The sequence below is a fragment of the Companilactobacillus futsaii JCM 17355 genome (assembly GCF_001435505.1).
GTDB lineage: Bacteria > Bacillota > Bacilli > Lactobacillales > Lactobacillaceae > Companilactobacillus > Companilactobacillus futsaii.
This window is the reverse complement of record NZ_AZDO01000039.1, coordinates 85,364-101,220: the sequence shown is the minus strand read 5'-3', so window position 1 is coordinate 101,220 and position 15,857 is coordinate 85,364. Positions and strand designations below refer to the sequence as shown.

The following is a 15,857-nucleotide window of genomic DNA, read 5'->3' as shown; positions in this document are numbered from 1 at the left end:
ATCCATGATTTCTTAAAACTTATAAAAATGTCTAACTTTTTTATTGCACTTCATTGGCTAGTCTTTTTTATTGTATAAAATTTAGGAGATGATTATATGTATGCACCAACACCAGCACCGCACATCGGGTTTATGGAATGGTGGGTTGCTGCTGAAAAGTTGACTGAGAATCCTTGGTTCACAACATTCATTATTATTATTTTAGTTGATTTAGCTACTGGATTTTTAAAAGGATTCTTTAAGAGCTCTAATGAACGAGTAAACTCAACTACGGGGAGACAAGGACTTATTAAACATACTGTTATAGCCGGTATAGCAGTTATTTTTTATCCTTTAGTAGATTGTTGGGGATTAGCCAACTATGCAAACCTGTTCTTAATGTTTTTTATCGGTCAATATGGTATTTCAATTGTAGAAAATTTAGGAATTATGGGTATTCCACTTCCAAATTGGATTACAGATAATTTAGAGAAACTAAGAAATAGGAGTGATAATAGTGAAACTAAAAAATAAATTAATCTATATTGTAAGTCTGCTTATTGCAGGCTTATTTTTTTGTACAACTAATGTTAATGCTGCAAGAACTGATATGGTCGATGTATCTAATCACAACGGCTATATGACTGTTTCCAACTTTCAAGACATGCTTAATAATTATGGTGTAAAGTCTGTAGTTACTAAAATCAGTGAAGGCAATTACTATCATGATTACACTGCAACTAATAATATTTCCACGGCACAGCAAGCAGGACTGTATATTAATGGATATCATTTTGCACGATACACATCAGTTCAAGGCGCTATCAATGAAGCTGACTATGCTGGTCAAATGGCGAAAGCTGACGGTCTACCAATTGGTTCAGCGTTGATCACTGACGTGGAGGCACAGGAACAGAACGGACTCTCACGGGCAACTAATAATGCTAATAATCAAGCGTTTATGAATGAAGTTGCTAAATATGGATATCGTTCAGCCGTCTATACTATGAGCTCTTGGCTTGGTTCAAAAATGGACGTATCGAAAGGTTGGATTGCTTCATATCCATATAATGCTAGTGGGAAACAATGGTATTCTGGTCACCATTCTTGGCAATGGGGCTCAACATATCAATTCCAAGGTTCATATGGTAATTTTGATGTTTCTCAAAACTATGATAACTTTTTCACCGGTGGCCAATCACCGCTTGTCGATCCTAAATCTACTATTAATAATGTAGTAAGTGTCAAGGGTGATTCCTATAAGGCATTTACTACCTATAATAATAATGGCCAAGCCAATACCGGCACGAATGTTATTTCTGGTACTAGCTGGAAATCCAATGGAATTACTGTAATCAATGACAAACCTTACTATGTAATAGGCGTTGACACGTTGCTTCCACAGGCAAGTACAACTTTTAACCGTACGGTTGTAGTGAACTATCGCTCTGATTACGGCGTTCTTGCTTATGATAGTAAGGGCAATTCAATTAAAGATAGTAATAAAGTATTTAAAGGCGGTACTTCTTGGCAAACTAATGATAAACTGGTGAATTTGCCAAATGTAGGTTACGCCTATGAAGTCGCAACTAATGAATACATTCCAATTAAATATGCTCAAGGTTCTGGATTTACTGGATAAAATTTAAACGGTAAATGCTAGACAAATTAAATAATATGCGTTAATTTAAAGGTGTTCATTGACGTGGACAATATTACAAATTACCTCGATTTTTAATTAGTTTCGATTTCTATCAAAAAATACCCATCATCTATTAATTTAGGTGGTGGGCTTTTTTTGTTACTTATTTGAATTTAAAGTGTCACTTCTTTCTAAAGTTTCAATTTGAAGACTTAAAGTTTTTCTTTCATCGTCATCTAGCTGTTCCATATAGGAATCTTGTAATCTTTTTATTGCTTTTTGTAATATAAAATAATTCTTGCCATTTGAACGGGAGTTATTTTTCGTGATATAATGCAAAAAGAGAGTCATGGTTGGTCAGCTTGCTGACACCATGGCTCCCTTTAGAGGTTTTTTCTGTTTACATTAGGCCAAAGAAATGTAATAATTCAACGGTTCCAATGGTTAAATAGCAAACAGCTACTATTACTTCAAACATTAGTGCAATACCTCCTAAATCATTGATTTGGAGGTTGGAGGATTGGTTAGATCATAACCTCCAATTAATATTTAACCATTAAATCTATCAGTTTACAATTTATGTAATATGTATTATATTGTATATGAACATTAGTGTTATATCTTCTATTGATTTGGTTAATCAATGGTTGACTTCTATCTGCTGGTTACAGATAGATCTGTCTATAGTTAAATACTGTCCTTTTCTCTCTCGGTTTTGCTGTGGCTGAGAAAGGGACTTTTTTTTTACAATTATACAGAAAAACTTTTAGAAGATATAATACATAAAATGGTAGCAGTTAAGTACGTCTTAATTCTTGAACAATTATCCTATTTAAAGTTCAAAAAAATTCAGAGTTTGCACAGTTTTTGCATGAAATAGCTACAAATGCTGATATATCAATAAGTAAAATGCCTGCACACGGCATTGATAATTTTATGAAATACCTCCCATGAAGGGCATCGTTTAGCGGTGTCCTTTTTTACTATTCTTAACGAAAGGGTTATTAGCCATCGATGAAAGAAATAGAGTATTTAGATGTTACGAAAAAGATTATATTTGTTCAAATAATGAATATAGATTTAAAACATTGGAATTGGAGATTCTCTGATGGAACAACGAAATTTTTTGCTGATATTGATGATTTTGAATTTATAAAGTCAGTGCAAAAGAATTTCCAACAGTTTGGATCTACTGATTTATTGAAAGTTGAACTCCAAACACAACAATATATCAGTAAAGAAGGAAATTTAAAAAGTAAGTACACTGTGAAAAAAGTCCTAGAACATAAAAAAGGTGCTCAACAAATAAATTTGAAGTTTACGGATGATGAAAATGAATAATTTTTTTGATAAGTCCATGGGTACAAATATTAAAACGTCCCTATAGAATGCAAGATTTCATTCTATAGGGACGTTTTATTATTTTGATTTTTTTAAATAAAGGATCATCTTTCAATGAAAAATGACCCAATTATCATAATGTTGAGTTGGAACAGTCTCCAACTAGAACTAAGGATAGATTTCAGCCTCTATCTAGCATGCAGTGCATTACCTACTACATTAACAATACAGTAGCAAGTAAAACTTATTATTGCAATTAGATCGTTTAACCTTATTTAATTTGTTTCAAAGCATTAGAAACAGCTTCTTTAATAGCTTTACTTGAAGCAGAAGCACCAGAGATTGTATCAACGTCGACCGTATTCTTTTCTACGATTTCTTTTGGCAATTCCTTAACAGCTTTGAGACCATAATCGTCAGATTCACTTTGCTTCAAAACTTCGATGTCTTGAATATCATCTTTGCTATTGGCAGTGACACGAACGACGATTTCATTTCCCATCCCGGCAGTTGATTTACCGATGTATTGGTTATCGTCAGTTTCATAGTGTTCTTCGCCAACGTCTGATCCTAAACCTTCTTCATGAACACTAGCGGAAGTATTGGCGTCGACTTTGACAGATTCAACGTCTTTTTCTTTAGCAGCATTTTCACCAGCAATTTTACCAAAAATCAAGTTTTCAGCCAAGTTACTACCACCGTTGTATTGACGTCCCATCAAACTTCCTAATTCACCACAAGCGTATAGGTGAGGAATGATTTCGTCATTAACATCGACAACTTCAGCGTTGGAATTGTGAACGGGGCCACCTTGAGTATTCAATAATCCTTGAACCATGGCCAAGCAGTAGTAAGGACCATCATCAAAGGCTGTCAAAGTATCGGCGTCACGGTCAAAAGCATAGTCACGTTTGATATCGGCAAAGTGATTGAAGTCTTTGATAGTGTTTGCCAATTTGTCGGCATCAACACCCATAACTTCAGCTAAACTGTTCAAATCGTCAGCTTTAACGACTGAGTCTAAGAATTCTGGATAAGGAGCGTTTTTATCATTCTTCAATTCGTCATATTTCTTTTGGTCAAAGACGACATAAGGATGACGTTGAGCCAAAGGAATTCTCCAATTGCCGTGATCTTGGATGTGTCCGTGACGGTGGATTTCGTTTTCATCGAAGTAACGAGTTCCATCATCGCCGACAACAATCAAACTGCCTTGGTGGAAAGCAGGCCAGTCGAATGGCAAGAATTGTGAACGTTGACCTTTAGCTGGCTTAGGAGTTAGTCCATGGAAGATACCATAAGATTCATAATTATTCATGTTATAAAGTTTAGCGCCGACTTCACTGGCCATTGTCACACCGATACCTTTGTTATAAAGCGAACCGATTGGATTTAGACTAGTTTCGCCGAGGTAGTTTTCGACCATTTCAGGATTATTTTCAAAACCACCAGTTGCCATGATGACACCATTATTAGCTTTGACATTCAAAAGTTTACCGTTACGTTCGATTTGAACACCGACGACAGCTTTTGTTTCGGGATCTTGAATCAAGTGTTTAGCAGGTGTTTGATACAAGACGTCAATTTTGTCAGCACGGTCTAAGACTTGTTGACGGAGATTCTTCCAAAGAGCAGAGTCAGCGACACCTTCGTGAACGGCGACTAATTCGTGAGTAGCTTGACCACGAAATTCTGGGTATTCGTGAGCCATGAAGTACAAAGCCTTTGAAACTGGTGATTCAGGATGCTTGCCCATGATAAATGGTTTAACACCGAGATAATTTTCTAGGTAATTAGGGATGTCATATAGGCCCTTGACGAAAGTTTCCATCAAATCTTTGTCGTATGACAATGGGAAAGCTAAATCTTCGTAATATTTACGTAAATCATCTAAATCATCGCCTGATGAAATAACTTGACCAGCATAGCGAGTATTGCCACCCTCATGACCCTCTGGAGCTGAGTCAGTGATCAAAACTTTAGCGTTGTTATCAGCCGCAAATCTAGCAGCACTGGCACCAGCACCACCGAATCCTAAAACGATAACGTCGTAAGTTGCGTTCCAATTTAATTTTGAATCCTCAAACATTTCATTCACTCCAATTCCTCTAAATGTTAGGATTAATATAACTCTATTTATGGATATTGTGAATAACTTACCTTTGTCGTAAACGACATAAAAGACTATGATAAAGGTATTCGCTATCGTAAAATAATTTTTTATGAATTGAGGAAAGTCCATGAGTTTAATTAATAAAAGCTATTATGCATTGGGAACAGTTATCAATTTGTCAGTGGCAGAACCTAGCAGTGTAGCCGATTTAGAAGCTGGATACAAGTTGATTCAAAACTTTGAGGATAAATTGACTGTCAATCGCAATGAATCAGAGGTTATGTCGATCAATCATAATGCCGGTATTAAGCCAGTTGTAGTACCCGAAGATACGTATAGCTTGATTAAGAGAGCTGTTTTAGTCAGTCGCAAGCACTTAGGTTTCAACGTGGCAATCGGACCTTTGGTCAAGCTGTGGAAGATTGGTTTTAAGGGGGCTAACAAGCCTTGTGACAAAGATATCAAGCAACGCTTACAAATTATCGACCCAGAGAAAATAATCCTCGACGACGCCAATATGAGCGTATTTTTGCAAGAAAAGGGCATGGAGATCGACCTTGGTGGTATTGCCAAAGGTTATATCGCTGATGAGATCAAAAAACTCTGGCAAAAGCGTGGCGTAAAGACGGGAATTATCGACTTAGGTGGCAATGTTTTGTTAGTCGGTGACAGTTTGCATGAAGATAAGCTATGGAATATTGGTATTCAAAATCCCATTAAACCAAGAGATATTTCTTTAGGTGTCGTGCATATTCCCGAGAAGTCTATTGGAACTTCAGGTATTTATGAACGCAAGTTGGTAATTGATGGTCATGAGTATCACCACATGTTTGATTCAAAAACTGGCTACCCAATTAAAAATAACCTTGCCAGTGTGACGATTATTAGCGACAAGTCGATCGACGGTGAAATTTGGTCAACGATTGGTTTTTATCAAGGTATCGAACAGGGAATGACTATGATCGAAGCACAAAAAGGAATTGAAGCAGTCTTTATTACTAAGGACTTAGAGACTTTTGTTACCAGCGGATTAAAAGATACTTTTAGAAAAATATAATTATATTATATGAAAACAATCACATAATTATATTGCTTTACCTAGTGAAACATTTTACAATTATTATGACAATAAAATAGAAGTGGGATGATTAGTGTTATGAATAAATTTATCGCTATTGTGGGATCAAATTCCCAAAAATCAACCAACCGTGAATTATTGAAGTATATGAAGAGACATTTTCAAGATTCTGCTGAAATTGAATTAGTTGAAATCAAGGATTTGCCAATCTTTAAGAAGAGTGCAGATAAGTATGTGCCACAATTGGCCAAAGATATCGCTAAGAAAATTGAGGATTCTGACGGTGTCATTATTGCTACTCCTGAATACGATCACTCCGTAACAGCTGTTTTGTCGAGTGCCTTAGCTTGGTTATCATATGGTATTCATCCATTTGTCGACAAACCTGTTATGATTACCGGTGCTTCTTATGGATCTCTTGGGTCATCACGTGCCCAGGCTCAATTACGTCAAATCCTTGATTCACCAGAATTAAAAGCCAGAATTATGCCTAGTTCAGAATTTCTTTTGGCACATTCATTACAGGCTTTTGACGATGATGGCAATTTGAAGGATGAAGATGTTGTCAAAGAATTAGACGGTCTCTTCCAAGACTTTCTTCAATTCGTTAATATTTCAAAACAATTAAACAATGCTAAAGACGTTACAAAACAAAAAGCTGCCGCATTTTCATGGGACAAAGACTAGGAGGGATAAGTTATGAAATTAGTAGGAATTGCCGGATCAATCGCTGATCAATCATATAATCGTACATTATTAAATTTTATCGCTAAGAATTTTACAGGATTAGTCGATGTTGATGTCTTGGATATCAATGAAGTACCAATGTTCAACCAAGATGACGACCAAACAAATAGCCCTGTTATTCAAAATCTTTGCAAGAAAATTTCAGCCGCTGATGGAGTTATCATTGCTACTCCAGAACACAATCACACTGTACCTGCAGCTTTGAAGAACGTAATCGAATGGCTATCTTATGAAGTGCATCCTTTCGATGGCAAACCAGTCATGATTGTCGGAGCTTCATACCATACTCAAGGGTCATCACGTGCCCAACTACATTTGAGACAAATCCTTGAATCACCTGGTGTTAATGCGGTTGTCTTGCCTGGCAACGAATTTCTATTAGGTGATGTTAAAACTGCCTTTGAAGAAAATGGCGACTTAAAGGATCAAAGAACCGTTGATTTCTTACAAACGACTTTGCAAAACTTTATCAAATTTGCCAAAGTTATCAACTTGATCAGCCAATCAAACGGCTATCAAGACGAAGATCTTTCCGCTAAGAAGGGAACTGACACAACCGTTCAAGGTATCGATATGAATGATGATGATTGGTTGGATAAAGCTGCTAAAAAAGTCAATGCCGTTGAAGGTGGCACTTACGTCAAGTTGGATAGTGGTTTGTTGACAGTTGATCAATTGAACTACTTCTTGAAGACTATGCCAGTTGAATTGACTTACGTTGATGAAAATAATCAATTTATATATTACAACAAGGTTGGTAAAGCTGAAGATATGTTAGCTAAACGTGTTCCTGCTCAAGTCGGGGATGCTTTGGACAAAGTTCACCCTAATATTGAACGTGTTATGAAACATGTTAAACAAGTTATTTATGACTTGAGAAGTGATAAAACTGATTTAGTTTCTATGCCAGTACCCGGTGGTGACAAGGATCACCATGTAATGCACTACTATAAGGCTATGCATGATGAGAATGGCAACTACAAAGGTGTTAACGAATGGGCTGTTGATCTCAAGCCAATCGTTGACCAATACTTGCAACAAACCGGTCAAAAACTGGTTCCAGATCCGGATGCTAAATTGGACGCTACATCCGGTGCTTCTAAAGATGAAAGTAAACCAGCAGTTGATGCAAACTCTGGAGCTTCAGAATCAGTTGAAGAACCCGCTGTTAAACCAGAAGTAAAAGTAGACGCTACATCTAGTGCTTCTAAGAATTAAAAATTGAATAATGTTAATAAATATCCCATTAGAATGTAATTTGTTTACAATCTAACGGGATTTTTATGTCGGTAGTTTATCACGAAAATGTATTTAACTATATATAACTAATACATCCGTCTTCGTAATGTTTAAATAAAATCTAATAGAATAAATCGAGAATTATCATTCGAATAAAAAAAGCAAAAAAAAACAGCTCGTCTTGGGGGGACGGGCTTGTTTTTTCTGCATTACCAGTAGTGTCAGGGACAAAGTTATGAATGCTTGTGAGGGTTCCATATTTGTCAAATAGAGAGGGATTTGTAATTAATTAATGAAAGCATTCAAAGTAAATTATTGTAATGGGAAACGCATTTGAGGGGGAGGATAAGTTGATTGAGGGGGCAACTTATCCTGAATGCGAGTGAGTTTTTATGGCTACGATATGAGGATGTATCGCAACCTTCTTTGGTTAAAAAAAGAAGAATTGCATTTCATATCTTTGCCCCTTTCACAGTTAATAATATATCATATGTGTTTAAACATGTACGTTCACTTTTAGAAAAAATAATTTTTTGATTTTGAATAAATAAAAATGTAAATATTGTGTTATTATATTTAGCTCATTGTGGTTTTTTTTCACGATGTCTAGACCATTTTTTGATATAATGAATTACCCATAAAAATACTTGTGTGATCTATTGTAAAAAAAGGGCAAAAAAAAACAGCTCATCTGGGGGGACGGGCTTGTTTTTTTGTTACACCTAATGTGTAACGGCATTACCAGTAGTGTCAGAGATAAAGGTATGAATGCTTATGAGGTTTCCATATTTGTCAAATAGAGAGGGATTTGTAATTAATTAATGAAAGCATTCAAAGTAAATTATTGTAATGGGATAACGCATTTGAGGGGGAGGATAAAGTTGATTGAGGGGGGCAACTTTATCCTGAATGCGAGTAAGCTATTGGATTGCGATATGAGGATGTATCGCAACCCTAGAGTTAAAAAAGGAAGGAATTGCATTGATCATATCTCTATCTCTTTCACACTTATAATATAGCACATGTGTTTAAACAATTAAATTCATTTTAGAAAAAAATAATTATTTGTTTTTAGTTTCACAAATACTTTAATTTATGTGATTATAATGATAAGTTTATTTTTTCGTTTTGAGAGGATTTAAACGACACTTTAGTAAATTATGGGGCATAAGTGAGGTGGTTTATACTTTTAATTAGATTTATTTATAATTAATATATATTTTTTAATATAGTATGTAAACGCTTTAGTTATGTTAAAATATTAACTATAATGATATTAAATCATAAAAGGTGGTAGTTATTATGAAGGTAAGTATCGTAGGTTGTACACATGCAGGAACTTTTTCAGCAATGAATATTTTGAAGGAACACCCAGATTGGGAAGTTTCTGTATTTGAAAGAAATGATAATCTTTCTTTCCTATCATGTGGGATCGCACTTTGGGTAAGTGATCGTGTTTCAGATCCTAACAAGATGTTTTATGCTAGTCCTGAAGCTTTGACAGAACTTGGCGCACATATGCACATGCAACATGATGTTACAAATATCGACTTCGATAATAAAAAACTAGCCGTTAAAAATCTAGTTAGTGGGGAAACTTTTGAACAAGATTATGACAAGCTAGTCATTACTACTGGTTCAGCTCCAGTTATCCCTCCAATTCCAGGTATTGATTCAAGTCGTGTAATGCTTTGCAAGAATTGGACTAACGCTAACGAATTGAAAGAAAACGCTAAAGATATCAAGAGTGCCATCGTTATTGGTGCCGGCTACATCGGTGCTGAATTAGCTGAAGGTTACGCAACTCTTGGTAAAGAAACTACTCTGATTGATGCTTTGCCACATGTTTTAGGTAAGAATCTTGACCCTAACATGTCAGCCGTTGCTGAAAAAGATTATACCGACAATGGTGTAAAACTCGGTATGGGTGAGAAGGTCCAATCATTTGAAGAAACAGATCATAGTGTAATTGTAAAAACTGATAAAAATACTTATGAAGCAGATATTGCTGTTATGTGTGTTGGCTTCCGTCCTAATACTAAGATGTTCGCTGACGAATTCGAAACTTTGCCAAACGGTGCTTTGATTGTGGATAAATACATGCACACAAGTAAAGAAGATGTCTTCTCAGCTGGTGATGCTGCATCCGTTCACTACAATCCAACTGGGGACGACCAATACATTCCATTGGCAACTAATTCAGTTCGTCAAGGTATCTTGGTTGGTAAGAATATCGAAAAAGATACTGCAGCTTACATGGGTACTCAAGCCAGTTCAGCGGTTGAACTATTTGGCAGAACTTATGCTGCAAGTGGTTTGACTAAGGAACACGCTGAAGTCCTAGGTAAGAAAGTTGACAGCGTAACTCTAGAAGACAATTATCGTCCAGAGTTCATGTTGACGACTACTCCTGTTTTGATGAATCTCGTATGGGACCCAGAAACAAGGGAAATCCTTGGTGGAGCTTTGACAAGTATGTATGATGTATCACAATCAGCTAACCTCTTGTCATTAGCCATCCAAAAGAAAGTTACGATCGATGAGTTGTCCATGGTCGACTTCTTGTTCCAACCTAACTTTGATAAACCAGTTAACTACGTCAGTGCCTTAGCTGGAGCTGCTGTAGAAAAAGCTGATAAATAATTAATTTATGAATACTCGAATATCACAAATTAAATGTGGTATTCGGGTATTTTTGTGGCTAAAAAAATTATTTCTTCCTATATTGTGGGTAAAGAGAAGGGAATATTATGGCTGAAGACAGTGATTTCATCATGCGTCAAATCAAGTCGTTTGCGGAAGGCTTTGGTTATATGGTTGGGAAAAAAGATGGCGAGAAGACAGAAGTAGTGTTTGAACAGCAACAAGGTCAAGGTGATAAGATTCATCGTGATTTGACAGAATTATTAATGCACGAAAAATACGAACAAGCGATTCAGTATGTCTATGCTCAAAAATTTACATTAGGAGAAGAACAGTATTTTGCTTTAGGACAGTGGTTGTTGGAAAAATTAAGTAAAATATCAGAAATTGATCAGGCTATGATAACGGGATTTAAGGGCAATATTGAAAAGCATCGCCCGGTAATTTGATTGTTACATTTGTAATTCACAAATAATTCAAATTTTAGTACAAACTTTTTCATAATATCTCGGTACTATGTATACATAGTCAAATATGGCTATACAAAAAAACGAGGTGAATTTTTATGAAAAAACATCCTTTGCTCGTGCTTACCGGTGTTTCCGTCTTAGCAACTGTTTGTACTAAGATGATCAGAAATTACAATGGTAAGAAGTTTTTAAACTAGAATCATATTAATCAAAAATACAAAAATACAAGACATAAAAACTATTCACACACATTCAAAACAAAACTTAAATTACGTTAAATCAAAGAGGTAGACATTATGAAAAATAATATGATGACAGGCTTGCGCAAGCAAGCCTTTTTTTGTTTGGCATCTTTTTTGCAATTATTTAACTTATCCCATATTATTTGGATAGTTAGTAAGGAGATATAAATATGCTTAAACGTCATATCCGGTATTATCTTGGAGCGTTTTTTCTTAATTTCGTTATTATTTCGGTTATTTTTGCGTATTTTAAATTAGTGCCTTTTGGTAGTAACAATTTCTTGAGTAGTGATTTAGGAACTCAATATTTAACTTTTTTGACTGAATTGCGTCGTCAATTAACAAATGGCAACTTGCATTTTTATTTATTCAGTCAGTCATTAGGGGATAATTTCTTTCCCGTTATGAGCTATTATTTGTTGTCACCTTTTAATTTGATATTGGTTTTCTTTAGTCCCATGGGAATTCCTGCTGCAGCAAATATCATTATCATGTTGAATATTTCTGCAATGGGTGTAGCGATGGCTTATTTCTTGAAGGAGTATTCGCAAGAAATTAAGTTTACTAATTATATTTTTACCTTAGCTTATAGTTTTTGTGGATTCGTGGCGTCATACTTCTATGATTTAATGTGGCTGGACGCCTTGATAATGTTGCCTTTGGTAGCAATAGGCGTTATGCGAGTCGTTAAAGAACAAAAATATGTCCTATATTATTGCTCAATTTTATTGGCCATTATCTTCAATTATTATTTAGGATATATGCTCTGTATCTTTTCGTTATGCTTCTTTATTTATACAGGATTTGAAAATAATCTTTTCCATCAAAAAAATAAGTGGAAGATTATCAGCAATTATTTGATTACTTCAATTTTAGCTGGTTTGAGTTCAGCCGTCGTCTTATTACCAACTTTGGTCGGCATGATGAAGACGGGAAAAACTTCCTTTAATGTCATGAACTATTTACCATCGGCTCGCTTTGGCTTGGAAGCTTTGACAGAATTAGGGATTGGTGGCAATACTTTTGAGCAACGTTTGGAGCATGGTCCATCAGTCTTTATGACTTCGACGATTCTGATCTTGTTGTTAGCATATTTCTTTAGTCCTCGAATCAATAATAGGGATAAGCAAAATTCTACTTTCTTATTAGGAACGTTATTGATCAGCATGTTTGTGACTACGTTCAATACGGTGTGGCACATGTTTCAGAACCCAGCCGGCTTCCCATTTAGAAATAGTTTTATCTTCTCATTTGTTTGTATTTTTATTGCCTACAAAGCTTTCACAGCCGGAGTTTTTCAAGATAAATTGACAATTATTAAATCCACTTGTGTGGCAGGCATTTTACTTTGTGTCGGTTATTCAACAGAATGGCTGTTACCAAAGATTATCGAAAAACTTGGTTTTGTGATCCCTGATAATAATTACAATGGTTATTTCTTCTGGTTGAGTATTATTTGTATCATCATTTCTGGTGTGATTTTGTTAGTTCTTACTAGTAATAAAAAATTCTTTGGCTTGTTGGTGGTTATAATGATGTTCGAGATAGTTGCCAACTTCAATTCTGTTATCAGTACGGCCGGATTAGGGAATCAATTAGTTTATCGAGAAGAATTTAAAAAGGAAGATAATATTCTTGCTGATGTAAAAAAGAGAAGCCATTTGGGACACCGAATTATTGTTTCTAAATCTGGTTTAAATAAGGCTTTTCCGGAGAAATATAACAACTACAATGATCCAATTTTGTTCAACATCAACGGATTAAGTCTGTATAGTTCTACTTTGAATCAGAAGACTTTGGAAATGATGAATAATCTCGGTTATTACAGCATCAATGTTCGTCGTATCAGTTATTTTGGTGGGACAAATTTGACCAATACTTTGTTAGGCGTTTATTATCGAGTTCGTCAGTGGGATAATCATTATTACGTTGAAGAAAATTACGGTGCGCCGTCGTTAGGTTTTATGGTCGATAAGGATGTTTATCATTATAAAATGAGAATCGGTCACGCTTTGGATAATCAGGATCGTTTGTGGCAAGCTTTGAATGGCAATAGTACTGAATATTTAAAAAATGCTACACTCAATAGCATGCAGCAGACGACGAATGACGGCAAAACACTTTATACGTACCAAATGACGACTCGTGCTAGTGGACCGTTATACTTTTATAAAGCGCCGTTGAATTACGACAAAACAAAGATTTATGTCGATGGTAAACGGGTTAAAACTAGTAATATGAATGTTTATAAGGCTGCTACGTTGCGTTTGGGACATTTTAAAAAGAATCAAAAAGTCGAAGTGAAGATTTTGACAGGCCGAACTTTTGATTTGAATCCCGAATACTTCCAATCATTGGATCAACCGAAATTCTTAAAGTCCTTGTCCAAATTCCAAAATAATTCCTTAAAGATTAGTTCTAATTTAAATCATGATACTGTTCGCGGAACTATCGATGTCAAAAAGGCAGGCCCCATGTTGTTCAGTATTCCGTACGATGACGGTTGGAGTGCCACAGTTGATGGTAAAAAAACCGGACTTCATCAAGTGGTCGACAATCTAATGGCAATTGATCTGGACAAAGGAAAGCATAAAGTTGAATTGAACTATCAAGTACCAGGACTTAAAATTGGTTGGATAATTTCAATTGTGTCAGTTATTTTGTTCATTAGTTTTAATTTTCTAAAATATAGAGTAAAAAAATATAATTAAATGAATTTTAAGACAAAATATTAGAAAAAACAGCTAGAATTATTTGCATTATTCTGAAGATGTTATAATATTTTGGTATGAAGCGTTTACATTAATGAATGAGGTGAAATAATGTCAAGTGAATATGTTATGGCAATCGATGAAGGAACTACTAGTACCCGAGCAATTATTTTTGATAAAGCCGGGACAAAAATTGCCGATGCCCAACGTGAATTTACGCAACATTTTCCACAACCTGGTTGGGTTGAACACGATGCTAATGAGATTTGGAATGCCGTTCAATCGACAATTGCCAATGTTTTTATCGATTCAGGCATCAAGCCTAAACAAATTAAAGGTATTGGAATTACCAATCAACGTGAAACTACTATTATTTGGGATAAGAAAACCGGCTTGCCAATTTATAACGCCATTGTTTGGCAAAGTCGACAAACTTCAGATATTGCCACTAAGTTAGAAAAAGATGGCTACGGCGATATGATTCATGAAAAAACTGGCTTGTTGATTGATCCATATTTCTCAGCCACAAAGATTCGTTGGATCTTGAATCACTTAGAAGGTGCTCAAGAGCGTGCTGAAAAGGGTGAATTACTCTTTGGTACGATCGATACTTGGATTCTTTGGAAATTATCTGGCGGTGCTGCTCACGTAACGGATTATTCAAACGCTAGTCGGACAATGCTTTTCAATATCCACGACCTCAAATGGGATGACGACATTTTGAAAGTATTGAATATTCCTAAGGCTATGTTGCCAGAAGTTCGTCCTAATTCTGAAGTTTATGCTAAGACAAAAGGCTATCATTTCTATGGTTCAGAAGTTCCTATTGCTGGTATGATTGGTGATCAGCAGTCAGCTTTGTTTGGTCAAATGGCCTTTGAACCAGGAATGGTCAAGAATACTTATGGAACTGGTGCCTTTATCGTGATGAACACTGGTGAGAAACCACAATTATCCGACAATAACTTGTTGACGACGATTGGTTATGGAATCAATGGTAAAGTTTACTATGCTTTGGAAGGTAGTATTTTCGTGGCTGGTTCAGCTATTCAATGGTTGCGTGACGCCATGCATTTAGTCGATTCCGCTCCAGAATCAGAAGAAGCTGCTTTAAATTCACACGATGATGATGAAGTTTATGTTGTACCAGCTTTCACCGGATTAGGTGCACCTTATTGGGACGCTGATGCTCGTGGGGCAGTGTTCGGTTTAACTAGAGGAACGACGAAAAATGATTTCATCAAAGCCACTTTGCAATCGTTGGCTTATCAAAGTCGTGACGTTATTGAAACGATGAAACGTGATACTGGTATCGATATTCCAACGTTAAAAGTTGACGGTGGTGCTGCCAATAATCGTTATTTGATGCAATTCCAAGCTGATATTTTACAAACACCCGTTCAACGTGCCAAAGATTTGGAAACAACTGCTCTAGGTGCTGCATTTTTAGCTGGACTAGCAGTAGGGTATTGGGATAGTCTAGAAGATATTAAGAAACAATACGCAACAGGTGCTACTTTCGAACCGGAAATGGATGTTAAACGTGCGGATTATCTGTATGAAGGTTGGAAAGAAGCAGTTAGTGCAACAAGGAAGTTCAAACATAAAGCGACAAAGTAATAAAGTGTTTTCTAAACTTTAGTTAATGTAGT

Annotated in this window: 12 protein-coding genes; 10 read left to right on the top strand and 2 right to left on the bottom strand. The window is 35.7% G+C overall.

Features of this window, described 5'->3' with window-relative positions; translation table 11 throughout:
* Positions 1–96: 96 nt before the first annotated feature.
* Both FC88_RS04085 and FC88_RS04080 read left to right on the top strand, forming a co-directional pair.
* Complete coding sequence (locus FC88_RS04085) at positions 97–513, top strand: phage holin family protein (protein WP_057813063.1); 417 nt, start codon at positions 97–99, stop codon at positions 511–513.
* Positions 497–1,621, top strand: a complete 1,125-nt coding sequence (locus FC88_RS04080; RefSeq protein WP_057813060.1) for a GH25 family lysozyme — start codon at positions 497–499, stop codon at positions 1,619–1,621. The genes FC88_RS04085 and FC88_RS04080 overlap by 17 nt, the downstream gene beginning before the upstream one ends.
* Positions 1,622–1,780: 159 nt before the next feature.
* Here the strand turns inward: FC88_RS04080 and FC88_RS13370 are convergent, their stop codons facing one another.
* Complete coding sequence (locus tag FC88_RS13370; protein ID WP_162256524.1) at positions 1,781–1,972, bottom strand: DUF5388 domain-containing protein; 192 nt, start codon at positions 1,970–1,972, stop codon at positions 1,781–1,783.
* Between the two features lie 663 nt (positions 1,973–2,635).
* Between FC88_RS13370 and FC88_RS04075 the strand changes: the two genes are divergently transcribed.
* Positions 2,636–2,962 carry a hypothetical protein gene (locus tag FC88_RS04075; RefSeq protein WP_057813058.1) on the top strand — a complete coding sequence of 109 codons (327 nt, stop codon included), beginning with the start codon at positions 2,636–2,638 and terminating at the stop codon, positions 2,960–2,962.
* A gap of 271 nt (positions 2,963–3,233) precedes the next feature.
* On the opposite strand, the gene FC88_RS04070 is transcribed toward FC88_RS04075, so the two are convergent.
* Complete coding sequence (locus tag FC88_RS04070) at positions 3,234–5,051, bottom strand: FAD-binding protein (protein WP_057813056.1); 1,818 nt, start codon at positions 5,049–5,051, stop codon at positions 3,234–3,236.
* Between the two features lie 151 nt (positions 5,052–5,202).
* On the opposite strand from FC88_RS04070, the gene FC88_RS04065 reads away from it, so the two are divergent.
* From FC88_RS04065 to glpK, 7 genes are all read left to right on the top strand, one after another.
* Complete coding sequence (locus FC88_RS04065) at positions 5,203–6,132, top strand: FAD:protein FMN transferase (protein ID WP_057813054.1); 930 nt, start codon at positions 5,203–5,205, stop codon at positions 6,130–6,132.
* A 99-nt stretch (positions 6,133–6,231) separates the two neighbouring features.
* The gene (locus FC88_RS04060; RefSeq protein ID WP_057813052.1) at positions 6,232–6,840 is read left to right on the top strand and encodes an NADPH-dependent FMN reductase; all 609 of its coding nucleotides are present in this window, start codon (positions 6,232–6,234) and stop codon (positions 6,838–6,840) included.
* A gap of 12 nt (positions 6,841–6,852) precedes the next feature.
* Complete coding sequence (locus FC88_RS04055; protein ID WP_057813050.1) at positions 6,853–8,118, top strand: NAD(P)H-dependent oxidoreductase; 1,266 nt, start codon at positions 6,853–6,855, stop codon at positions 8,116–8,118.
* Positions 8,119–9,441: 1,323 nt separating this feature from the next.
* A complete protein-coding gene (locus tag FC88_RS04045) occupies positions 9,442–10,782 on the top strand; it encodes an FAD-dependent oxidoreductase (RefSeq protein ID WP_057813046.1) in 1,341 nt (446 codons plus the stop codon).
* A gap of 107 nt (positions 10,783–10,889) precedes the next feature.
* Positions 10,890–11,231, top strand: coding sequence for a DUF6483 family protein (locus FC88_RS04040; protein WP_057813044.1), 342 nt, complete (start codon positions 10,890–10,892; stop codon positions 11,229–11,231).
* Positions 11,232–11,664: 433 nt separating this feature from the next.
* Positions 11,665–14,205, top strand: coding sequence for a YfhO family protein (locus FC88_RS04035; RefSeq protein ID WP_057813042.1), 2,541 nt, complete (start codon positions 11,665–11,667; stop codon positions 14,203–14,205).
* Between the two features lie 111 nt (positions 14,206–14,316).
* Entirely contained in the window at positions 14,317–15,825 is a 1,509-nt protein-coding gene (gene glpK / locus FC88_RS04030) for a glycerol kinase GlpK (RefSeq protein ID WP_057813040.1), read from the top strand.
* The last annotated feature ends 32 nt before the right edge of the window (positions 15,826–15,857 follow it).

Bases quoted from the DNA above. Each gene is read 5' to 3' on its own strand.
- FC88_RS04085 (WP_057813063.1), top strand. From the start codon at position 97: ATGTATGCACCAACACCAGCACCGCACATCGGGTTTATGGAATGGTGG.
- FC88_RS13370 (WP_162256524.1), bottom strand. From the start codon at position 1,972: ATGACTCTCTTTTTGCATTATATCACGAAAAATAACTCCCGTTCAAAT.
- FC88_RS04075 (WP_057813058.1), top strand. From the start codon at position 2,636: ATGAAAGAAATAGAGTATTTAGATGTTACGAAAAAGATTATATTTGTT.
- FC88_RS04070 (WP_057813056.1), bottom strand. From the start codon at position 5,051: ATGTTTGAGGATTCAAAATTAAATTGGAACGCAACTTACGACGTTATC.
- FC88_RS04065 (WP_057813054.1), top strand. From the start codon at position 5,203: ATGAGTTTAATTAATAAAAGCTATTATGCATTGGGAACAGTTATCAAT.
- FC88_RS04060 (WP_057813052.1), top strand. From the start codon at position 6,232: ATGAATAAATTTATCGCTATTGTGGGATCAAATTCCCAAAAATCAACC.
- FC88_RS04055 (WP_057813050.1), top strand. From the start codon at position 6,853: ATGAAATTAGTAGGAATTGCCGGATCAATCGCTGATCAATCATATAAT.
- FC88_RS04045 (WP_057813046.1), top strand. From the start codon at position 9,442: ATGAAGGTAAGTATCGTAGGTTGTACACATGCAGGAACTTTTTCAGCA.
- FC88_RS04040 (WP_057813044.1), top strand. From the start codon at position 10,890: ATGGCTGAAGACAGTGATTTCATCATGCGTCAAATCAAGTCGTTTGCG.
- FC88_RS04035 (WP_057813042.1), top strand. From the start codon at position 11,665: ATGCTTAAACGTCATATCCGGTATTATCTTGGAGCGTTTTTTCTTAAT.
- glpK (WP_057813040.1), top strand. From the start codon at position 14,317: ATGTCAAGTGAATATGTTATGGCAATCGATGAAGGAACTACTAGTACC.